Genomic DNA, 20,152 nt, shown 5'->3' on the forward strand with positions numbered 1-20,152 from the left:
GGAAGTGACCTTTCAAAGTTGCTGAAGTTGCGGGAGCGTGAGTTGAGTGACTGCGTAGTCGCCGCTGCCGTCGAGGCCGGCGACCTCGGCGATCGCCTCAATGCGGCGCGAGGATCCACGGCCGGCGATGAAGACTATCAGGTCGACGGCATCGGCGATGAGGCGGCGGGGAACGGTGACGACTGCTTCCTGTGCGAGCTGCTCGATACGGTAGAGGGCGGAGCGCGCAGAATTGGCGTGAACCGTGGCGATGCCGCCGGGGTGCCCGGTGTTCCATGCCTTCAGCAAGTCGAGGGCTTCCGCACCTCTTACTTCACCGACGATGATGCGGTCGGGCCTGAGCCGCAGCGTTGAGCGCACGAGATCGGCGAGCGTGACGGATCCGCGCCTCGTCCTCAAGGCAACGCAGTCCTTCGCCGCGCATTGCAGCTCGCGCGTGTCCTCGATGAGGATCACCCGCTCGTCGCATTCTGCGACCTCCGCCAGCAGCGCATTGGCCAGCGTTGTCTTGCCCGAAGACGTGCCGCCGGCGACCACGATGTTGCGCCGCTCGCGGACTGCCCTCTTGAGCGCATCGACCTGCAGCGGCAGCATGATCCGGTCCGCGACATAGTCGTCCAGCGAGTAGAGCTTTGCCGCTGGTTTACGGATGGCAAAGCATGGCGCGAGCACGACCGGCGGCAGCAGACCCTCGAAGCGCTCGCCCGACGGCAGTTCGGCACTGACAATCGGATTGTCCGCATGCGCCTCGACCCGCACATGGGAGGCGACCAGGCGGATGATGCGTTCCGCTTCGGAAGGGTGCATATGCACGCCGGTATTGACTCGGCCCTCGCCCAGCCGGTCGAGCCGCAGCGCACCGTCGGGATTGACCATCACCTCGATGACGGATGGTTCGGCAAGGGCTTCGGTGATCGCCGGCCCCATGGCAGTGCGCAGCATGGCACGGCGGCGATGGTCGGCTTCCGGATGAGAACTCATTGTTTCCCTCCACCGACATTGTCGCCACCAAGCGAGCGTTTCCCGGAAGCGATCTGCCGGCCGACCTGCTCGACGAATTTGTCGAAGCGCTCCTGCGCAATCGCCTGCGTCGCCTTGTCCGGGACCGGCGTGTGAGCATGAAGCGTGATGGAAAAGCGGATGAAGAGCGCCAGGCTTTCCAGGATCATCTCGACATCGCGCCTGACATGTCCGAGGTCGCGGGAAAGACGGTCGAGCCTTTTGCCGTAGCGCCGGTCGAGCTCGTTCTCGCCTCGCCGCTCGATAAAGGCCTCGACCGCCTTCGCCACGACAGCGGATTTGGTGGTCGATGGATTGCGGCTGAGGTTGTCCAGCTTCTCGCTCAATTCGGGTTCAAGCAGAAACTGATGACGAATGCGGTGTGGCTTCATGCGGCTCGTTCCAACTAGCCGGCGCTGCTGCGCCGGGCGGGAACAAGCATCGCCGAGGCGCCCGAAATCGCTTACGGCCGTTATCTACGCTGAAATGCGCCTACGCAGCGGAGCTCAGAAGCCGGGCACGACGTCCTTGTCGTCGCCCATTCCCTCGTTGATGCCATAGGCGCGCGCCGCGATGGAAATCCGATCCATCACGCGTTTATCGGCAGCCGCCTCGCTATCATCGTCAGCGGGGTTGAGCAGATCGCTCTCATCAGGCTCTTGGGCAACGAAGCTGTGTTCTTCGGGCAGACCTGGATGACGCTGCTGCTGAACGCCTCCGTCGTCTTCGATTGCGGCACCAGCGCTTTCGTCGTCGGCGGCAAGACGGCGGTCGACGCTGCGTATCTGTCCGACCCAATCGTCCGGGCGCGACGCAGGGCAGTCCGCGTAGGAACCCTCGCGTAGGGCCGGCGAAGGCAGCACCCGTTCGGTGAAATTCTGATCCTGGTAGTAGCGCAGTTTCTTCGCGCGGATAGGCGGCAACCCCGAAACCAGTACCAGTTCGTCTTCCTGCGGCAACTGCATCACCTCGCCCGGCGTCAGCAGCGGACGTGCGGTTTCCTGGCGGCTCACCATGACGTGCGAAAGCCAGGGCGCCAGCCGATGGCCGGCATAGTTGCGCATGGATCTGAGTTCCGTCGCCGTGCCGAGCGCGTCCGAGATACGCTTGGCGGTGCGCTCGTCATTGGAGGAAAAGGCAATCCGCACATGGCAATTGTCGAGAATGGCGTTGTTCTCGCCATAAGCTTTAGAGATCTGGTTCAACGATTGCGCGATCAGATAGGCGCGGATGCCGTATCCGGCCATGAAGGCGAGCGCCGTCTCGAAAAAATCGAGACGCCCGAGCGCCGGGAATTCGTCTAGCATCATGAGCAGTTGATGCTTACGGCTCTTCTTTGGGTCGCCCTCCAGCCGCTCCGTCAGCCGCCTGCCGATCTGATTAAGCACCAGTCGCACCAGCGGCTTTGTGCGCGAGATGTCGGATGGCGGCACGACCAGATAGAGCGACAGCGGTCGCTCGGCATCCATCAGATCGGAAATGCGCCAGTCGCAGGCCGATGTTGCCGCGGCCACGGTTGGATCGCGATAGAGTCCGAGAAACGACATGGCGGTCGAGAGAACGCCCGAACGCTCGTTCTCCGACTTGTTGAGCACCTCACGGGCCGCCGATGCTACGACGGGATGGACCTCAGGCCTATTCGCAGTGCCAAGGTGGTTGGTCGTCATCATCCGTCGGAGTGTCGCGGCAAACGAGCGCTGCGGGTCCGACAGGAAGGTGGCGACACGGGCCAGCGTCTTTTCCTCTTCGGCGTACAGCACGTGCAAGATGGCGCCGACCAGAAGTGAATGACTGGTCTTCTCCCAATGGCTCCGCCGCTCCAACGCACCTTCAGGATCGACGAGGATATCGGCGATGTTCTGGACGTCGCGGACCTCGTTCGGTCCCTTGCGCACTTCCAGTAGAGGATTATACCGCGCCGACCTTGGATCAGTCGGATTGAACAGAAGGCAGTACGAGAACTTGGACCGCCAGCCGGAGGTTAGCTGCCAGTTCTCGCCTTTGATGTCGTGAATGACGGCCGAATCGGTCCAGGCAAGAAGCGTCGGAACAACGAGTCCGACGCCCTTGCCCGAACGTGTCGGCGCGAAGGCCATGACGTGCTCCGGTCCGTCATGGCGCAGATAGCGATCGTTCAGTTTGCCAAGAAAAACGCCAGCCGGCCGAAACAGCCCTGCCTTGTCGATCTCCCGTGTCGCGGCCCATCGGGAGGACCCATAGGTGGTGACCAGTCCGCGCTGCCGCGCGCGCCAGATCGAACCGGCGATCGCGGCGGCACAGCCCACGAACCCACTGGCGCCTGCAAGCATACCGGCCTTGTCGAAGGCCTCCGGCGCATAGGCGTCGAATTGGAACCACCATTCGAACAGTTTCCAAGGCTTGTATATCGGCCAACCGACAACAAGAAACCATGGCGCGCCGAGTGGAGGCTGATGGGCCAGCATGTGGGCGCACCATTGTGTTGCCGCCCATACGCCGAGAACGACCACGGCGAAGACGACGGTGATCTGCCCAACCAGCAGCTTCGTGGGCGTCATTGGCTTTCTCCGCTGTTCTGTAGGGGCTCAAGCATCGCGCCGCGAGGCCGCAATAGGAATGCGCGCTATGTACGACATGGTGCGATGAGAGGATTGATTGGAAACACCGTTCGCCGGCCGTTGAGAAAGCTCTCTCCGGAACAGGAGGCGGGGCTTCGCCATGCGCTAGTGCCATTGGAAGTGTAGCGAGCTGGGTTCAGACAGCGGATCTTCGATACTCAGTGCCTCGATGACATGGGCGACGAAAACTACGATTTGTCCTTCCGGATTTCGGGCATCGCCATTGGTCCGCTTGCCCTTGCGCAGCCGACCAAGCGCCTCGTTGATGATGATGCGCGACAGCCAAGTCGGCAGCGAGGCGTCGCCCCCAAAAGCGTTTGGCGCAGGCCCGGCACCAGCCTCGCGGGCCCGAGCCCGGTCAGCTCGCGCAGGCCCACGGCGCCGGCCAGGGCCCTTGTCTTTCGGCTCTTGCAGATCTGCTTTTCCATGTTCTGCACGCGCCACTCGCGCGCTCCACTTTGCTGCATGTTTCAGAAATTCCCGGACAGCTTTTTCGCGAAATCCCGGACAGTAATTCAGAAACTCGCGGACAGCGGTTCCGCTAAATCCCGCACAGTTTTTCGGGAGCGGATTTGGTGGTCGGTTCTCGGCTGCGCCGTTTTGGGAGTTTGGCCTCTCACGATGACGTTGCGAGGGGCCATGCCGAGATGGAAGCGAGCGAGACGAACGACAGTGAGGGACGGCCGCTACTGTGTGTTGCGGATTGCGCGGCCATTCAGGTCGCCTCGCCGCAGCCATTTTCGGCGCACGCACACAACAATAAAGAAGGCAACTCCAATTTGCAGCCGCAGGGGCAGTACGCTGGCCATCATGTTCACGCGTCCGACGGCAACATTGAGGAGCACGGTTTTGTGGCCGTAGTTGACAAAGTCCGTAAGTTCTTGATGCTGCGTGCTAGAATAGATGTTTGAAATCGCAGGGAGTTTCTGATGGCCGACCTCAAGGAAAGCGAGGCAACCCAGGCAGCAGGCGAGGTGCCCGTGAAGGAACAGACACCTCATATAAAGGCGCCGAAGACGAGGAAGCGGACCGCACAGCGCGCAGGTGCTGTACGAACCAGAGCCGCCAACTCGGCCCCACAGGCGTCTTCATCTAAAGCGATCCCTTCGCCTACAGTCCGGACAGCGCGGAGAAAGAGCGCGCCCAAAAGCTCGGCGAGATCGAGAAGCAGATCGGACGGGGAGAGAGTATCAAGGCAGCCGTCCAGAAAGCTGGAATATCGGAACAGACCTACTATCACTGGAAGAAGACTGCAGGGCAGACACAACACAGAGCGATGAGCTCAAGGATCTGGTGAAGCTTGAAGAAGAGAATGCCCGTCTGAAGAAGCTCCTCGCTGACCGACTCCGGAAAGAGAACGCCGAACTCAGGAAAAAGCTCGGCCTTGCTTGAGCCCTTCGCCGCCGTGGCCAACAAGCCCGAAGGGCGACTGAACTAAGCTCCAAGGCGACCTTCCTTTTCGGCACAGCGAACGGCGACTGCCTCCCGTTCTCCTTCATCCGGCAAACAATTCCTGTAACCGGTCGTCACCATCCATTTTCCCCGATCGAGATGGCTTCGCGCCGCTTTCTGGGCGCGCTCCGGTTCTTGCACCGGATCGATGCCGAGAATGGCCTGCTCATCTCCTCATAGCTGGCATAGTTGGTGGGTGCGTCCCGGAGCCTCAGTAGGTCGTGAAGTGCTGCTTGTCGTAGGACATCGCCCCTAAGACGATCTTCCCGACCTGGTCCGTAAGCGTCCGCTCGATGCCATATGGCACCTTCTCGATCATTCGTCCCTGAGTTAATTACAGAAAGCTCAAGACGGTGCGGCTTCACATCGTTTCCTGCGGGCTGCTCGGCCATCCAATTTCCTATTCCCAAAGAGAGGATGGCGAAACAAAAACCGCCCGCTTCGTTTCGAGCTCCTGATAATTCTGCCTCAGCTTACGGCCGAGAGGTGGAAGGCAGAGGCGAGAGGTTGGGGAAGACAATCGTCATTGACGTGTTCAGGGCGATGGCTAGATTGCCTCCGCGCGGGCGAAGATTGCCCGCCTTGCCAAGATAAGGAATAGGCGCGTGGCTACAGGTACGGTGAAGTGGTTAATGCGACAAAAGGCTTTGGGTTCATCCAGCCCGACTCCGGCGGTACGGACGTTTTCGTCCATATATCTGCCGTTGAACGTGCCGGGTTGAGGAGCCTCGCCGATGGCCAAAAGGTCAGCTATGAGGTCGAGGAGGACCGGCGCACTGGAAAATCGTCTGCTGGCAATCTCAAGGCGATCTAAGTTGCTCAAAGGCCGCTCATTTTGGAGCCGGCCTTTGCAAAATCACCCTCCGCGCCGGTAGGTGGCTGAGTATTCTGGCCGGCGCCAACCCCCGGCTGCGATTCGGTTCTCACAGCCGAGCCATGACCGGCACTGCCGCAGTGACCTCCAAGCCTTACCAACCTGGCCGGTATGCGCAATTCCACACTGCACTCTTATGCGACTTTCGAAGTGTAGCAGCTAAGTTAAAATGTCCGGATCTGGCAAAGTAGGAATGTCGCTCCTGCTTGTGCCTTGCCAATCTTCTCGCCTTGGAGAGTGCGGGAGATTGTGGGTTGGGACTGGTTCTGATGAGCGAGCGCGAGCTGCATCGTATCGAGGTTTGTCGAAGGTCGTTGAGCGAAGGATAACGAGTTCGGCGGCTGCCGGATTGCTCGGCCTCACTGCCAGGCAGGTGCAGCGGCTACTCAAGAGGCTGCAACTCGAAGGCGCGCCAGCTCTACGGCACAAGGCCCGCGGACGACCGTCCAACAACCGCATCCTTGATGGCGTCCGCGACTTTGCATTGGAACTTATCCGGGAGAACTACGTCGACTTCGGTCCGACGCTTGCGCGGGAGAAACTGCTTGAGCGACATCAGCTTGCGGTGAGCAAGGAGACGCTGCGCAAGTGGATGACGGAGGCCGGGATTTGGACATTGCGCCGTGAGCGCAAGCGCCGGCTGCACCAGCCGCGCGGACGACGCGACTGTCTCGGCGAGATGGTGCAGATCGACGGCTCGCATCACTGGTAGTTCGAGAACCGGGGTCCCAAATGCGCCCTGCTCGTCTTCATCGATGATGCGACCGGCAGGTTGCTGCATCTGCGCTTTGCCGGGTCGGAGAACACGTTCGACTACTTCCATGCGGCCAAGGTTTACTTGCAAGAATGGGGCAAGCCGCTGGCCTTCTATAGCGACAAGCATGGCATCTTCCGGACAACGCATGGCTCTGAACTGGATCGAAGCAGCGGTCTGACGCAGTTCGGCCGGGCGCTCTACGAGCTCAACATCGACATCATCTGCGCCAACTCCCCGCAGGCAAAGGGTCGCGTCGAGCGCGCCAACCAGACGCTGCAGGACCGGCTTGTGAAGGAGTTGCGCCTGCGCGACATCAGCACGATCGAGGCGGCGAATGCCTTTGCGCCGGATTTCATGGCGGACTTCAACGCACGCTTCGGCAAGGAGCCCCGCAACCCGAAGGACATGCACCGTCCCCTCGCCGATCATGAGAACCTGGACGGCGCCCTGTGTCGCAAGGAGGTCCGCACGCTGACGCAGGCTTTGACGCTGCGCTACGACAAGGTGATGTTCATTCTCCATCCGACCGACACGGCGAAGAAGCTTGCCCGCAAAAAGGTGGTTGTCTGCGATTATCCGGACGGACGTCTCGAGATCATTCATGAGGGCATCGCTCTGCCCTACAAGGTCTTCGATGAGCTGCGTTCGGTTCACCGGTCGGCAATCGTCGAGAACAAGCGGCTCGACGCTGCCTTGGAGATGGTTGCTCAGATGCAGGTTGGCCGGGATCTAAAGCGCAGCCAACGCGCGCCGCGACGCGCCGGTCAGACCGACCACATGTTCGGCATTCCGGACGGCGCCCAGAGCAACGGCTATGTGAAGCGCGACCGCAAACCAGGCAGGCAAGCTGGCTCCGTCACTCGACGTGAGCAGGCATCTACAAAGGTGGCCGCCCCAGAGGATAGTTCGCCCGTCAAGGTCGATCTGAGGCTGACGGAGAGCGACAAGCTTCGCATTGCAGATGTCGTCGCGATGCTGGACGAATATCGGATCACCCCGCAACCGACACCGGCCAACGAAGCTCGCCCGTAAGTGGCCGCTCTCAAAGCTAGTAAAGCCGAAGTGCCATACTGGATCGCCCCCGATCGGGCTGCGCAACCCCGACCAGCTGACGCCCGATCGGGCGCTCACGGCGAAGCCAGTATGCTCGTCACCCCGCAATCCTGACCTGGCGCCTACCTCTGAAACTTCCCAATGCGACATTTCTACTTTGCCAGCAACGCGACATTCGAACTTGGTTGCAACATCGAAGCACAGAGCGTGAACATCGAAGCCGGCTTTGCTACCCGACCTTGGAAGCTAGTTTCGCGCCCCAAGGGAAACAGCGATCAGCAGCGTGGCATTGGAGGTCTCGGTTGGGGCCGTTAGCGGACTGGCAGCTTCCAGATGCAGCTCTTTTGTTGAAGACATTCAGGTCGGTGTGGGCATCGTAGTGACATGACCATAGGCGGTCGTTGGTTATCCCCAACCAACACCAGGCCGAGCGTTGGCGAAGCCGCTCCTGACGCTATCGCGTCAACGTGTCCGTTGCAGGGGCAACCGTACTCGGTGGCTTGCTCAGGAACGCGTGCAGCGCCTTCAACTTGGCCAGTAGCTCATGGAACGTGATGACGATTACGTCGCGCAGGTTGTTCCGATAAAGCTCGAAGCTTTTCTTCTCGTCGTCCGTGGCGGGTTCGCAGCCGGCGATCACGATGCAGGGCACGGCGTAGGTGAAGACATCGTATGCCTTCGACGCGACCTTCTTGCTATTAATCTCGTTCTGCAGTTGATGGCGCTGGTCGAGTATCTGGGTGACGGCGCCCACTAACTCCTGCGACGGCGCGTGCACACCGCCTCGATACGTTTTTCTCTCCAGCAACGTTGTCTTCGGCGTCTTGATCTCGATCAACGCCAAGTTGCCGAACAGACCGAGCTTGATCGCGTAATCAGCCAGCTTGCCGCCGGAACCGTCGAACTTGGTGCCTCCAACCGCGACTTGGTCGCCGAAGGCCAAAGCCGGTAAGTTGAAAGCTAACTGCAGGACGAAAGCATTGCCGTTAAAGAATTCCTGCCAATGACGCTCTTGTAGACCCGCCTGACCGAGCTTCTTCTCGAACAGCTCAATCAGCTCCTCAAGGGACACCAATTCGATCTCGCGACGTAGGTCCAGGAGCTCAGCCGGTTCTTTCTCCGCGAGCGTCTTGACCGACTTCTTCACGGTGCGGGCCGCAGCCTTTGCCTCTGCTTCCGCCGATCGAGATCTGCCGATCAGCGTCTCGGCAAGGATGTCAGCCACCGGCTTCGCAGTCCCGTCGCCGATCGGCAGCTCGAACTCCGGATCGAGCATCAGGTTGAGCGTGGCGTCTAGGTATTCACGCTTGGCCTTGTTCGCCAAGTCGAGGGACCGCCTGTGGGTGCGGTTAATGTCGCGGCGCAATCTTTTGAAGAGTGAGTACGACATCGAAAGCGTGTCGCCCTTGCGCGACACGCCTTTGTCTTCCGAAAACCGCAACGTCGTTACGCCGGACTGCCGCTCGGCTGACTCGACAATGAACCGCATATCAAAAGCCAGCCCGAAGCCCGCGAGTGGCTCGCGGATGATGCCGTTGGGCAGCTCCTCGTAGTAGAGGTAGTCCCCATCCTCCATCGCTACCATCGGTGAGACCACACCCTCCAAAATGAGGGTCTTGAGGTGTAGGTACTTGGGCTCCAAGAAATAGGCGCCGAAGGTGGTGCCGACCGGATAAGTCGTCAGAGTCCTAGTCGACTTCTTGTACCGAGCGAGGATAATCGGCTCAGTCGGCACCTCGAAGTCCGAGTTCGCCTTCATTGCCCTCTCCAATCCGTCGCCCGTCAGCTGCAGCTCAAGTTTGTAATCACCAAAGTCGAGCGGATGGTACGCGATGCGAAGGCCCTCGTCCGCTCGATCCGGACCCAGCTTCGGGATGATGGGTCCGATACTCATGACGGTTCCTTCGGCTTTTCTCGCAGGGGCAGCTTTCGACCAGGATGTCTTATCTGCCATATCTCGATGATTAAGAGTGCTATCGCTGATGCCGAGTGGATGGCCACCTTGGCGATGCGGGCGTCGATACGACGGAAGCCCTTCTCTTTGCCATGGGCGCCACCGACGTGTGTACGCAGCGAGCCGATGCTCTCGACGGACGTCACCAAACCTGAGAGCACAGCCTTCACGTCGTTCACGATCTCGGGCGCCGCACGTTCTCTTGTAGGGTTGAGGCCCAGTGGATCCCGCACCGCCCGGTAAAGGCTCGTGATGTCCTGCTTCGCAGGGAAGTAGATCTCCAACTCGACCAAGATGGACCGGCACACGCTCTCAACAACAGCGCAGGCTGCAGTGACCGCGATCTCCGGGTCGTCGGCGGCCGCACGAAGAGCTCGATCTAGATCCCGGCTCACGGTGTCGAAGTCGATACCGGCGGCCATGTCCGACAGCTCGCCGGTCACCGGCGCGGTCACAAGAACCTCGACCAGTCGCATAGTGCGGTCCGCCGACTCGAGCTTCAAGCCGTCGTAGAAAAGGTGCTCGTTGAGGTAATCGACTACGGCAGCGTGCCGCTCCGGCTCCTTGATGAAGTCGCGGGGATCTGCGGCGCTTTCGATGATCCGCTTGAGCACCTCTCCGTTGCCAGTATCGATGAAAAATGGCCCAACGGATCGCTGTCTTGGTGGCCGGCACCCTGCTCTCGGCTTTCACGTCGAAGGGTACACCGAAGCGTTTGAACAGGGCTTCCAGCCGCCAGCCCTGACGATACAGGCCAATCGATGACTCATAGCCACTTGCCGAGCCGCCAGAGATGATCTCCGCGAGCGCATCAACGGATTGCTTTGGAAGGTCGATTCGCACGCACGAATTCTACACCAGTTCAGCGCGAAGACTTATAGATGCCCAACTTGCGATGAGGATTAGGGGCTTTGGCGAGAGTTTGAATTTGGAAACTGGTAACGTCCGCTTTTGCACGTACAGCGGGATCGGCGGCAAGGTCTGCTTTCAGGAAGTTACGAGGTCGATCTCTTCGGCCGACATTGAGGCGCCTGGCCTCTCGGCGTAACCGGCCAGCAATGCTATCCATTACACATGGACGACAGCCCCGATAAACCCGCATCGACGCCGTTCGACGAAGCCAGCGAAGTGCCCGAACGCGCGCTGCGCATCTACGCGCGGCTTTGGCAATTCGAGACCTGGCTCCGGCGGATGGTCTATGTCGAGTTGCGTGCTCTGCTCGGCGACGATTGGAGCAAGTCGATCAAGCCCAACGACAAGGCCTTCAACAGCGACAAATATCTCAAGCACATGCCAACGCCAGAGATGAATGCGCTGAGCTACGCGCCGCTCTCCCAGCTGACTAGACTGCTGGCAGTGTTTCGAGCCCTATCTGCCGCCGCTGCCGCTTTGGAATGCCAAGCTGACGGAGATCGCTCAGATCCGTCACCGCATCGCCCATTTCCGGGTCGGGCATGCAGACGACTATCCGAGGCTCCTCCAGTTCCTGCGCGACGTTGACAAGGGCTTCTGGACTTTCTGCACCAGCTACAACGATGCCGTTCCGGTTCTGCCGCAAGCGGACGATCCGGTGACCATGCACTTCATCGCGCTTGACCCCTTGCCGTGGGGTGAGATCGAGCCTGGCAAATGGGCACGTATCGGCCATGTCGATAAGTCGCCGGTGGTCGGCATGACTGTGGAAGTGTTGACACGGCCTTGGGCCGCGCGGACCAATCAGCCCGAATGCAAGCCCGGCCATCTCTACAACTTCGCGCTGATGGCGCATGACGGGCGAAAGTTTGACTATGGCAGGCTTCTCGAAACCACGCGCAGGCTCCATCCGAAAGTCGTCCATATCTGCCTCGACAATTTCGAGGACTCTCTGCGCTTGACGATCCCCGCCGTTCTGGGCTCAGCTGCCATTATCGCGATAGTCGAAGAGCTGCTCGAACGAGCACGCACACATGTCAGCCGCTCGCGCAACCCGGTCGCGCCCGATGCGGACAGCATCGCTTCGGAGTGGCCCGAGTATGTGCTGGGGCCGAAAGATCCGTTGTCCTTCCTAGGGCCCGACATGCCCTGCAGCTTCTTCAGTGTCTAATCGTTCCTCAACGTCATCTGCTGGTGGTATAACTATAGTCCAAGCTTGCTGAAGAATATCTTGTTTCGCATTTCCGCATCCCGAAGAAGCTTCGTCCAGCTGATGACCTCCATGTAGAGGTTGTTATTTCCGAACCAGCGGAACCATCCCATGCCGTCCGGCATGGGTGTGAATTCCTTTTCAGTGTGAAGCCATTTCCTAACCTTGGCGGTGAGGTCGCACACCACATATCCGTAAAACGGCGTGGTGTCGTTCACGAGAATGTCGCGCCCGCTTGGCGTCTTGAACTTCCCCTCTCTGATCTGATTCACGTAGCGAACAATCTGTTGGACCGGGTCTTCCTTCGAGGACGGATCCGCAAAATTGTCCCTCTGCGGCTTTTTGAACTCGAAGATGGTGATGGCATTGCTGGCCTCGTTTTCGCCGCGAAACGCGACGCGCCTGTTGAACACAGTTATGTCCGTACGGTCACTGTTCGCTTTGTTCAGCGGCTTGTCCGACGACACATACGATGAAAAATTCAAGCGCTCGTCGAGAATCCAGAGATTGTGCGCATCGTAGTCGAGGTCTTCCGAGTCCTTCTTACGCCGCATGATGATGTCATGGACATCTCCTTCCGATTTGTGTTTGCCATCGCCGTCTATCTCCAACGACTTGGAAAACAGGTCGAGCACGCATTTGCGCATCGAGACATAGTGGATGAGATCGTTCTTGCTCGTCTCCGAAATGCTTTCCATCAGCTGCGTGATTTTCTCGCTTAGCTCGCTGGGATTGTCGGATTTCAGCACCGCAGCAACCTGACTCCGCGTAGCAATCTCTTTCTCGTATTTCTTCTTTTGAAGGTGCAATTCGATATCCTGATTGGATGGGCGCATGGGCAATGCGGTGAAATCTATTTTGTTCGCGAGCGTGCGGTGCCAGGGCGCATCAGACGAAACATAGTCCGCGATGCGCGCCTCCTTGCGGCGCTTTCGCTCTGCAATCTCCGACCCGACGGCGGACCGGGCTATCTCAGCGGCCTTCTGCTCGATATCGTTCTGCGAAATCCCATTGAGCAGATCCGCATCGGTCTGGAACCGAAACTCGCCCCGTTCCAGCGACACGTTGTCGTTGAGGTAGTCTCCGAACACATAGGCTTTGATGACGAAGTTTCGGCCTTTGGACACGTCCCCGTCCGGACCCGGCTCGTAGAATTCTTCGCCGAACTCGGGAATCTGGGATTGCAGCGGGTTGTCAGTCACCTCGCGGCGATGCGCGACAAGGCTGACTTTGCTCTTGGCCACCCTCGGTGAATAGAACTTGAAGACGCGAACATGGAACGTCTTTTCTTCGTCATTCGCCTTGAGCGAGAACGTCCCGTTCTCAACCTTCATTTCGACAATCTGGCTGCTGTCCTTGCCCAGATAGTCGTTGAGCGACAGCGTGCCGGAGGCGTCCTTCGCCTCGCGGATGACGACGGAAGGGCAGGCGCAATCTTTGTCAACGAAGTAGGGAAGAAGCCGCTCCACCACCACGCGGCTGATGGTTTCGAGCCGCTTGTCCGGAAACTTCACCGACTTAATGCCGGAAATCTCGATGACGGTTCCGGTTTCCTTTGCGGTCGACTCGGCGACTTTCTCGTCAACGATGATATCCTTGTCTAGGCCCATCCTGAACGAACGGTCCTGAAAACCGCTGCCGTTCTGAAACGTGCTCGACACCTTCACCCGGTTGAAATACTTGAGGCAGGTGAAGCGTCCGAAACCCTTGCCGCCGTCGGCGATCTTCTGCTCGGTGTAGAGCGTGTCGAATGAATCCCGGTTCGCCTTGGTGAATCCGACGCCGTTGTCCTTGACCACAAACCCGTCAACATCTTCGAGACGGTCGATAATGTCTGCTTGGCCGCTTCGCAGGACCTCAATCTGGACGAGGCCTTTCCCTGCGGCTTTCTCGTCAATCGCCTGGATCGCGTTGACGACCAATTCGACCAACGGCGTATAAATGTTGGTACCCGAACGGATGTTATCGACAAGCCGTTTGACGTTGACGTTGCTCATTCGAGGTCACCCAGCGCCGAAGGATGCGAACGCTTTTCATCGCTTCCCAAGCTGCGCGATTCCTCTGCATCGGTCAAACTGATTGCCTGGATTGAGACAAACCGTTGGTGATGTCAGCTTTTGACGGTTGCCCGCTTCAGCAGCAACGACCGAGATTGGGCGCGAAGCGGCCACCCAAGGTTCGGCCTACGGAAGTCGTCTTTGATAGCAGGGGCATCAACTCATGCCACGCGACAGCAGGCAACTATCCGAGCTCGTGGATCGTTACGCCCGGCACAACAGCCTTGGCGATCTCGCATAGGTGCTGGTGATGCGTGAGGTAGATCACCTGACCCGCACTTGCCATCTCACCAAACAACCTGAAAACCTCTTCGGACCGGAAATGGTCGAAGGTTTCCATAATGTCGTCGGCAATGAATGGCACTGAGGGTCGGAACTGGGCAAACTCGTAATAGCCGGCAAGCCTCAGGGCCAGGTAGAGCTGAAAACGCGCGCCCTTTGACAACGCGTCGGCGACCTTGGACTGCCCATCGCGCTGCAATGCGATGAGGACTTCGCCGCCTTTCACCGGTTGGGTTGCCAGACCCGAGTACTGACCGCGCGTGATGAGCGCGAAAGCGTCAGATGCCCGCGCCATCATCCCGGAGCGATGACGCTCGCGGTATACGCGCAGAGCGTTTCCAGCCGACATAACTCCCAGTTTCAGCTCGATATAACGGACGGCCTTTTCTTCGATTTCCAGAAGGACGGTGCGACGTTCGGCATCTATTCGGGCAACAGCACTATCGCCGCCAATGGCGTCCAGTTTGTCCGCCGCTCGCGTCTGCCGGATAAGCTGTTGCTTTATCGCTTCATCAAGATCCCGAAGCCGCTGCTCGCCTTCAGCCTTTTCGATTGCAAGGCTATCGAAATCGAGAGCATTCAATATTGAACGCGCCTGCCCGGCCCCCTCGACCGCGAGCTCGGCCGACAACTGCTCCTCAAGGTCGGCTACACTAGCGCGCAGACGATCCCTGTCCCGCAGCAGCCCGTCGCGTTCCACGACTTCGGATAGAGTGGTTACGCCAAAGACGCCCAAGACCTCGTTCTTGCGGCGTTCATGCGCCGCGATCTCGACATCGAGGGTGCCACGAGCATCTTGAAGGCGCTGCAGGTCATTGACGAGGTTTGCCTTCGCCTCGCGAGTGCGATCGGCGCGCTCCAGGCGCTCAGCAAGCCGGATCGCCAACTGTTCCGGTTCGTCGTCGTTCGCCGGTTCACCCGCTTCGGCTGCAGCTGCGGTAGCCTCGACAAAGAATTTATCTCTGTCTGCCTCCATCTTCCCGATGCGGAGCTGCATGGCATCCCGATCCTGAAGGGTTTTGGACAGTTCAGCCAATTGATCGAGTACGTTCCCGACTCCGGACGCCGAAAGCCCGCTCTCGAGCCAAGTGCCCTTAAGCGCTTCGGCAATGCCGGCGAGCCATTCTTCCTCACGCCTTTCTGCCACATCCACAGCGCGTCGTCTGGCTGCCAGATCCTCCTCCTTCGCGCTAACTGTTCTGACCGCCTCGGCACGTTCAGCGTCCACTTTGAGCTGCCTGTCGAGGAACAGCTCTGTAACGGCCATGATCGTCTCCAAACTCTCTTCGGAGTCAGACTGTATTCCGACGCTCTCCAGCGCCCCGCTCAACTCCAGGCGGATCTGGTCTCCCTCGTCAGCCGCCCGCCCAGCCTTCTTGCGTGCGACCTCGATCTCCTCCCAGGCCGCAAGCGCATCGGTCCGGGCAGAAGTACGATCCTCGATCAGTTCGACCAGTCGCTCAGGCGAAGATTCCAGGCGGTCTCCGAGCAGATCTCTCACCGCTACGCGGATCTCCGACAGTGCTGCTTCCACGTCCAAGTCGATCTGGGAAAGTTGGGCGCTCGCACGCGAGATGACGGCCGCAGCTTCGGCAAGGCTGCGGGTCGTTGTTCGGATCTCGGCGAGCTCCCGCGTGTTGGCCAGCCGAACTGCTCCAACACTGTCGTCACGCGCCAGGACGACCGCGAAATCGTCGGCTGTTTCGCCACTGAGCTCACCTCGATGCTTCGCCCAAGCCTCGTCCCGGGCGCGGCGAATGGTGGCGGCCTCTTCATCGTCAGTTACATCGACTGAGGTACGAAGGGCATCCAGCCGCGCGGAGAGCAATTCATGATTACTCTGGTATTCGGCAAGACGTTCGGAAAGGACGGACCTGCTCTTTCCAAGCTCTGCTACGAGCGCTTTCCATGCGCCAACCTGCCCAGCACTCGGGACTGACACCCTGGCTAGCGCCCCAGCATCCCCTGACCAGGGATGCAGGCGATTAATTGCCGTCTCCCATCGACTTGTGCTCGCGTCCTCCGCGTCCCGTGCCATCTTGATGTCTCTTAGGTGCCCGCTCTCCCGCGCTTTCGATAGAGCCGAGGCTAGCCTTGCCCTGGCAGGTTCGGGCACGGCCCTTTCTTCGCCGACCCGCTCGCGTGCCGCCTGAAGCACATCGCGGGCCGCCGCGGCTTCGTCACGGGCGACGCGCACGCTAGTCGCGATTCCGGATCGCTGCTCGACCATATTGCGAACAGCGCCAGCGGTGGCAGCAGGCAAAAGCAGCGCAGCAGGGTCTGGCTCGGAGGACCTTCCAAGGGCGGCAAGGCAAGTCGCCACGGCATTATCGAGTATTTGCAGGTCCGTCCTTCGATTTGGCAGATCCAGGCCTGCGGAGACATAGCGCACCTTGCGATCCGCCAGGCCGCGAACCTGCTCGGAGACCGCAAGGATCACCTCATCCACCTCAACCGATGCGATTTTCATCGTCACTCGTTCGACTTCATCAACGTTCGCTGACAGCCGCGTTCTCAGGCTGGCGTCATCATCGATCAATTCGGCGACACTGCCTGTCCAAGTCCGCGGCGGTGAAGCGATGTCAGGCAACTCAGCCAGCCGGGCTGCCTTACGTCGGATATCCGCGAGGATCGGGACTGCGCGGAGATACTTCGCAATGGTATCCAGCCGGGCCGACAGCACCGACCGTTCGGTGATGCTGCGATCGTATTTTTCCGTCGCGTCAAGACGTTCGGCCTCGAGGGTCTCGAACGTCGAAGCCAATGTGTCGATCGCATCCTTTCGGGACTTCAGTTCCGCAAGTCGCTTCTTGAGCAGCGCAAGTTCGGTCCCGTGTGCCTGCTTCCGATAGAGCCCGTCCGCTTCGGCGTCGAGCGCACTCAATGTGTCGCTCGCATGCCCAAGACCGGCGCTGGCCGTGAACAGAAGCTTGCCCAGGTCACCGCGTGACTCCAGTATCGATTTTCCGCCTGCTTCCAGCGTCTCGTCGTCCAACGAGAACATGGTGCCGTAAGCGTCCCGGGACAGACCTGCGAGATGTGCCGTAATCGCCACTTCGCTCACCGGTTGGCCCATTGCGTTCAACAACGAGTTGTTCCGCTGTTTCGTGCGTGAGAACGCATGCTCCTCTCCCCCGAATTCGAGCACGCCGCCGATGCGCATCGCGCTATACTCATGAAGGAAATTGTAGCGGCTGCGTTCTTCTATCCCGAACAGCAAGTCCAGATAGCCGGAAAGCGCGGTCGACTTGCCGGCCTCGTTCAGCCCGAACACGATATGCAGGTCGGGCCCGAAATCCGGTTTTGGTCCGAACTCGATCGTCCTGTCGGTGAACTTTCCATAACGAATGAGATCAAGGCGCCGGAGCCTCATTGCGATCCACCTGCCTTGAGGCGGGCCGTGACCAGGTCAGCGCCACTGGCAAGAACCCTGTCGAGGAATAATTCCAGCGCGGCCTCGTCTTTTCCGGCGAAGTCGCGGCCGTCGGGCGGAAGATCCGCAATCGTCTTCAGGACCAATTCCCTGGCTTCGGCACGGAAGGCTTCCGAGCTGGCATCTGCGCGCATCGCCTCAGCGAGTTCGAAAATCGGATCCGCAACGCCTTCGGGTGTTTCCGTCCTGGGCGGAGCGAGGCCCAGCTCGAGCTTTTCTACCCATGTGTCACCCACGTGTTCCGCTGCCTGCTCGGCTTCGGCCAGGAGCAGGTCCCTATCGCGGATCAATGTCCATGACAGAGGCGACGCCCCGGTAAGCCCGAGACGGACCACAACATGACGGGATCTGACGGAAGCCCGGATATCTTCGAGCGCGGATCGGATTCGTCCGACGACTTCAGACCATTCTGTCATCCCGGTTAGGTCGACGCTCACCCGCTCGAATTGCGCGACACTCGTCAGCCTTTCCTCGACCTCGACGGAACGGTCGTCATGTATCGTTACCAAAGTGACTGACTTTTCTCCGGCCTCGTTGATGTCCCTGCCTTGCGGCATTCCCGGCATCACCACCGTGCTCGCTCCAGGATGAACCTTGCGGACGTGGATGTGCCCGAGCGCCCAGTAGTCGAAACCATGGCCGTGCAAGTCAGCGACGCTGCAAGGGGCGTAGACGTCATGCCCGGGCGATCCGGCCAGACTGGTGTGCATGATGCCAACATTGACCGCCCCTTCGCGGGGAGCCGTGTATTTGGGCAGCAAGCTCTCTGGCGCCTTTGGGTTTGCGAAGCTCAAGCCATGGAACATGACGTCAAGCCCGCCGGCTGTCTGGAGCACGGACTGGGGGCGGCCGCTGAAGATCGTTACTGTGTCGGGAAAGACGAGCTGTTTCGATATCCGCGACATGGCGTCGTGATTTCCGCGGATCTTGAAAACTTTGATGCCGGCCTGGTGAAGACGCGTCATCTGCGATGCCAGGAACCGCGCCGTTTTCATCGAAGTTTGATCGCCATCATAAAGATCGCCGGCAATGACGAGCGCATCGACGCGCTCGGCAAGGCAGAGATCCACTATTGCGACAAACGCCTGGCGACTGGCGTCTCCGACGAGTTCCGCAAGATCAGGGTTTCGCAGCGCCAGCGAACGCAACGGCGAGTCGAGATGAATATCGGCCGTATGTAGGAATCGAAATGCCATTCGGAGTCTCCAGCCACGGAGCATACGGAGGTTTCACCGCGGCTCGACAAGAAATAACTAGGGAGTGTTGGTTGCCCAGAAAGTGCGCAATCACTTACGCTTCTTTTCGCCTCTTTCTGCGTGGCGTATAAACGCTGTGCAGTCGTCTGATCGTTCGTCCTCGGCATTGTTCGGTTCCTTGAAGATTGTACGCCGCAAAGTATCGTTGATACGATCCTGCCAGCCCGGCCCATCTTGCTGGAAATACTCCAGCACGGCTCTATCGATCCTGATCGAAACAAGTTCTCTGACATTTGGAGCAACCGACGGTTCGCGAACCGGCGCCGCCGGCTTCTTGATTGGCTTGAAGGCGGCTTCGGCGGCTGCCATCGGATTTGTGGGTCGGCGTGGAGGATTTGCCATTTGATGATCCTGACTGGTCATAATGCTTGTCGAGCGGGACTGTGAATGCGCACCATAACCCATGCGCAGGCCACCGAACGATGGGACAAAAAGAAAAAGGCCGGACTGTTGAGCCCGGCCAAGTATAAAGGCTTAAGCCCCAGGGGGAACGCGCCTGGACGAATGGAGGGGACATCCGACGCGATGTCGATGTGGGTCAACTTAGCAACCTTTCAATGAAATTGCGGTGGGCGATTGGGCGCCGCCAGACGCTACGACGAGGCGACCCCGGGCACAGGTCGTCGTTGAGTTCCGCACTGCACCCTTATATAATCAGCGATCGTGGCCCCAGGACCGTCGTCGCAAGGCACGAAGTTGCACTCTTCGCCGCAATATCCGTGCGATAGCGGAAACCCACCACCGCCAAGCGGTGGATCTTTGACGCTCCGTCCGGCGTAGTTCCTCATCCATGCAATTTGCAGAAAAGGACAGGCACTCCTATAATCCTCCAGTGTGATTTTGACCGAAAGGCAGCGTCAGTTGACAGTGGCAGTGCGAGGGTTCGCACAACCACGTGACGCTATGGGTCAACTGTGGAATTCGGTTTAGACACCTAACATGTCGCGCACCGTCTCTTCATGGAACGTCGCCGCTGGCAGCTGATCTCCAAGCAGCGCGCCAAGATGCCCACGCCAACGCTTCACCGTGGCCGTAGATTGCGCTTTAGGCGGGCTTTGCTCGAACTCTAGGATCCCCGCCCTAATAACCCGTGTGATCGGCATCACCACAAGGGCGTCGATGGCCTGTTTCTGGGCTCCTATGACTTCCATAACCTGGACCAGCAAAGCGTCAAACGTCTGTTTGTCCCAATCGGAGTTGGGAATGCAAACCATAGCCTTCTCAGCAATCGTATAGGGGTCGGAACAAGAACTGTTCAGAATCTTGCGCTAAGGTCGAACGGAGTGAGAACTTATGCGGCACGCCGTAGCCCAACC

General features: G+C 59.4%; 13 protein-coding genes and 4 pseudogenes. 5 read left to right on the plus strand and 12 right to left on the minus strand.

Translation table 11 applies throughout. The annotated features are described in order from the left end of the window. Nucleotides 1-12: 12 nt before the first annotated feature. The 5 genes and pseudogenes from trbB to CIT26_RS36805 form a co-directional block, all read right to left on the minus strand. A complete protein-coding gene (gene trbB / locus CIT26_RS26100; RefSeq protein ID WP_095495229.1) occupies nucleotides 13-981 on the minus strand; it encodes a P-type conjugative transfer ATPase TrbB in 969 nt (322 codons plus the stop codon). Further along, nucleotides 978-1,391 (minus strand): CopG family transcriptional regulator, encoded by a 414-nt coding sequence (locus CIT26_RS26105; RefSeq protein ID WP_095495230.1) that lies wholly within the window; start codon nucleotides 1,389-1,391, stop codon nucleotides 978-980. Before CIT26_RS26105 ends, trbB begins: the two co-directional genes overlap by 4 nt. Before the next feature lie 114 nt (nucleotides 1,392-1,505). Beyond that, a complete protein-coding gene (locus CIT26_RS26110; RefSeq protein ID WP_095495231.1) occupies nucleotides 1,506-3,536 on the minus strand; it encodes a conjugal transfer protein TraG in 2,031 nt (676 codons plus the stop codon). 279 nt (nucleotides 3,537-3,815) lie between these two features. Next, nucleotides 3,816-3,908: pseudogene (locus tag CIT26_RS37940) on the minus strand (RNA polymerase sigma factor); the annotation flags it as partial. 374 nt (nucleotides 3,909-4,282) lie between these two features. Further along, nucleotides 4,283-4,597, minus strand: a complete 315-nt coding sequence (locus CIT26_RS36805) for a hypothetical protein (protein ID WP_167391539.1) — start codon at nucleotides 4,595-4,597, stop codon at nucleotides 4,283-4,285. On the opposite strand from CIT26_RS36805, the pseudogene CIT26_RS38550 reads away from it, so the two are divergent. The 3 pseudogenes from CIT26_RS38550 to CIT26_RS26140 form a co-directional block, all read left to right on the plus strand. Beyond that, nucleotides 4,526-4,988, plus strand: a pseudogene (locus CIT26_RS38550) (transposase). The gene CIT26_RS36805 and the pseudogene CIT26_RS38550 overlap by 72 nt on opposite strands. A gap of 665 nt (nucleotides 4,989-5,653) precedes the next feature. Then, nucleotides 5,654-5,862: pseudogene (locus tag CIT26_RS26135) on the plus strand (cold-shock protein). 329 nt (nucleotides 5,863-6,191) lie between these two features. Then, a pseudogene (locus tag CIT26_RS26140) lies at nucleotides 6,192-7,579 on the plus strand (ISNCY family transposase); the annotation flags it as partial. Nucleotides 7,580-8,186: 607 nt separating this feature from the next. Here the strand turns inward: CIT26_RS26140 and CIT26_RS26145 are convergent. Both CIT26_RS26145 and CIT26_RS26150 read right to left on the minus strand, forming a co-directional pair. Further along, nucleotides 8,187-9,626 carry a Shedu immune nuclease family protein gene (locus CIT26_RS26145; protein WP_167391540.1) on the minus strand — a complete coding sequence of 480 codons (1,440 nt, stop codon included), beginning with the start codon at nucleotides 9,624-9,626 and terminating at the stop codon, nucleotides 8,187-8,189. Then, nucleotides 9,623-10,300, minus strand: coding sequence for an abortive infection family protein (locus CIT26_RS26150; protein WP_095495234.1), 678 nt, complete (start codon nucleotides 10,298-10,300; stop codon nucleotides 9,623-9,625). Before CIT26_RS26150 ends, CIT26_RS26145 begins: the two co-directional genes overlap by 4 nt. Nucleotides 10,301-10,760: 460 nt before the next feature. Here CIT26_RS26150 and CIT26_RS26155 point away from each other — a divergent pair, with 460 nt between their 5' ends. Both CIT26_RS26155 and CIT26_RS26160 read left to right on the plus strand, forming a co-directional pair. After that, on the plus strand, nucleotides 10,761-11,186 hold the full coding sequence (locus CIT26_RS26155; RefSeq protein ID WP_095495235.1) for a hypothetical protein: 426 nt from the start codon (nucleotides 10,761-10,763) through the stop codon (nucleotides 11,184-11,186). Nucleotides 11,187-11,256: 70 nt separating this feature from the next. After that, entirely contained in the window at nucleotides 11,257-11,769 is a 513-nt protein-coding gene (locus CIT26_RS26160; RefSeq protein WP_143747918.1) for a hypothetical protein, read from the plus strand. A 32-nt stretch (nucleotides 11,770-11,801) separates the two neighbouring features. Here CIT26_RS26160 and CIT26_RS26165 read toward each other — a convergent pair whose 3' ends face one another. The 5 genes from CIT26_RS26165 to CIT26_RS26190 form a co-directional block, all read right to left on the minus strand. After that, complete coding sequence (locus tag CIT26_RS26165) at nucleotides 11,802-13,805, minus strand: ATP-binding protein (RefSeq protein ID WP_095495237.1); 2,004 nt, start codon at nucleotides 13,803-13,805, stop codon at nucleotides 11,802-11,804. A gap of 244 nt (nucleotides 13,806-14,049) precedes the next feature. Continuing rightward, the gene (locus CIT26_RS26170; protein WP_095495238.1) at nucleotides 14,050-17,520 is read right to left on the minus strand and encodes an ATP-binding protein; all 3,471 of its coding nucleotides are present in this window, start codon (nucleotides 17,518-17,520) and stop codon (nucleotides 14,050-14,052) included. Continuing rightward, nucleotides 17,517-18,776 (minus strand): metallophosphoesterase family protein, encoded by a 1,260-nt coding sequence (locus CIT26_RS26175; RefSeq protein WP_095495239.1) that lies wholly within the window; start codon nucleotides 18,774-18,776, stop codon nucleotides 17,517-17,519. The genes CIT26_RS26170 and CIT26_RS26175 overlap by 4 nt, the downstream gene beginning before the upstream one ends. Nucleotides 18,777-18,866: 90 nt before the next feature. Beyond that, nucleotides 18,867-19,178: a BrnA antitoxin family protein gene (locus CIT26_RS26180; protein ID WP_095495240.1), complete on the minus strand. Its 312-nt coding sequence runs from the start codon at nucleotides 19,176-19,178 to the stop codon at nucleotides 18,867-18,869. 584 nt (nucleotides 19,179-19,762) lie between these two features. Beyond that, nucleotides 19,763-20,050, minus strand: a complete 288-nt coding sequence (locus CIT26_RS26190; protein WP_095495242.1) for a hypothetical protein — start codon at nucleotides 20,048-20,050, stop codon at nucleotides 19,763-19,765. Nucleotides 20,051-20,152 lie beyond the last annotated feature (102 nt).

Source organism: Mesorhizobium temperatum (assembly GCF_002284575.1).
Classification (GTDB): domain Bacteria; phylum Pseudomonadota; class Alphaproteobacteria; order Rhizobiales; family Rhizobiaceae; genus Mesorhizobium; species Mesorhizobium temperatum.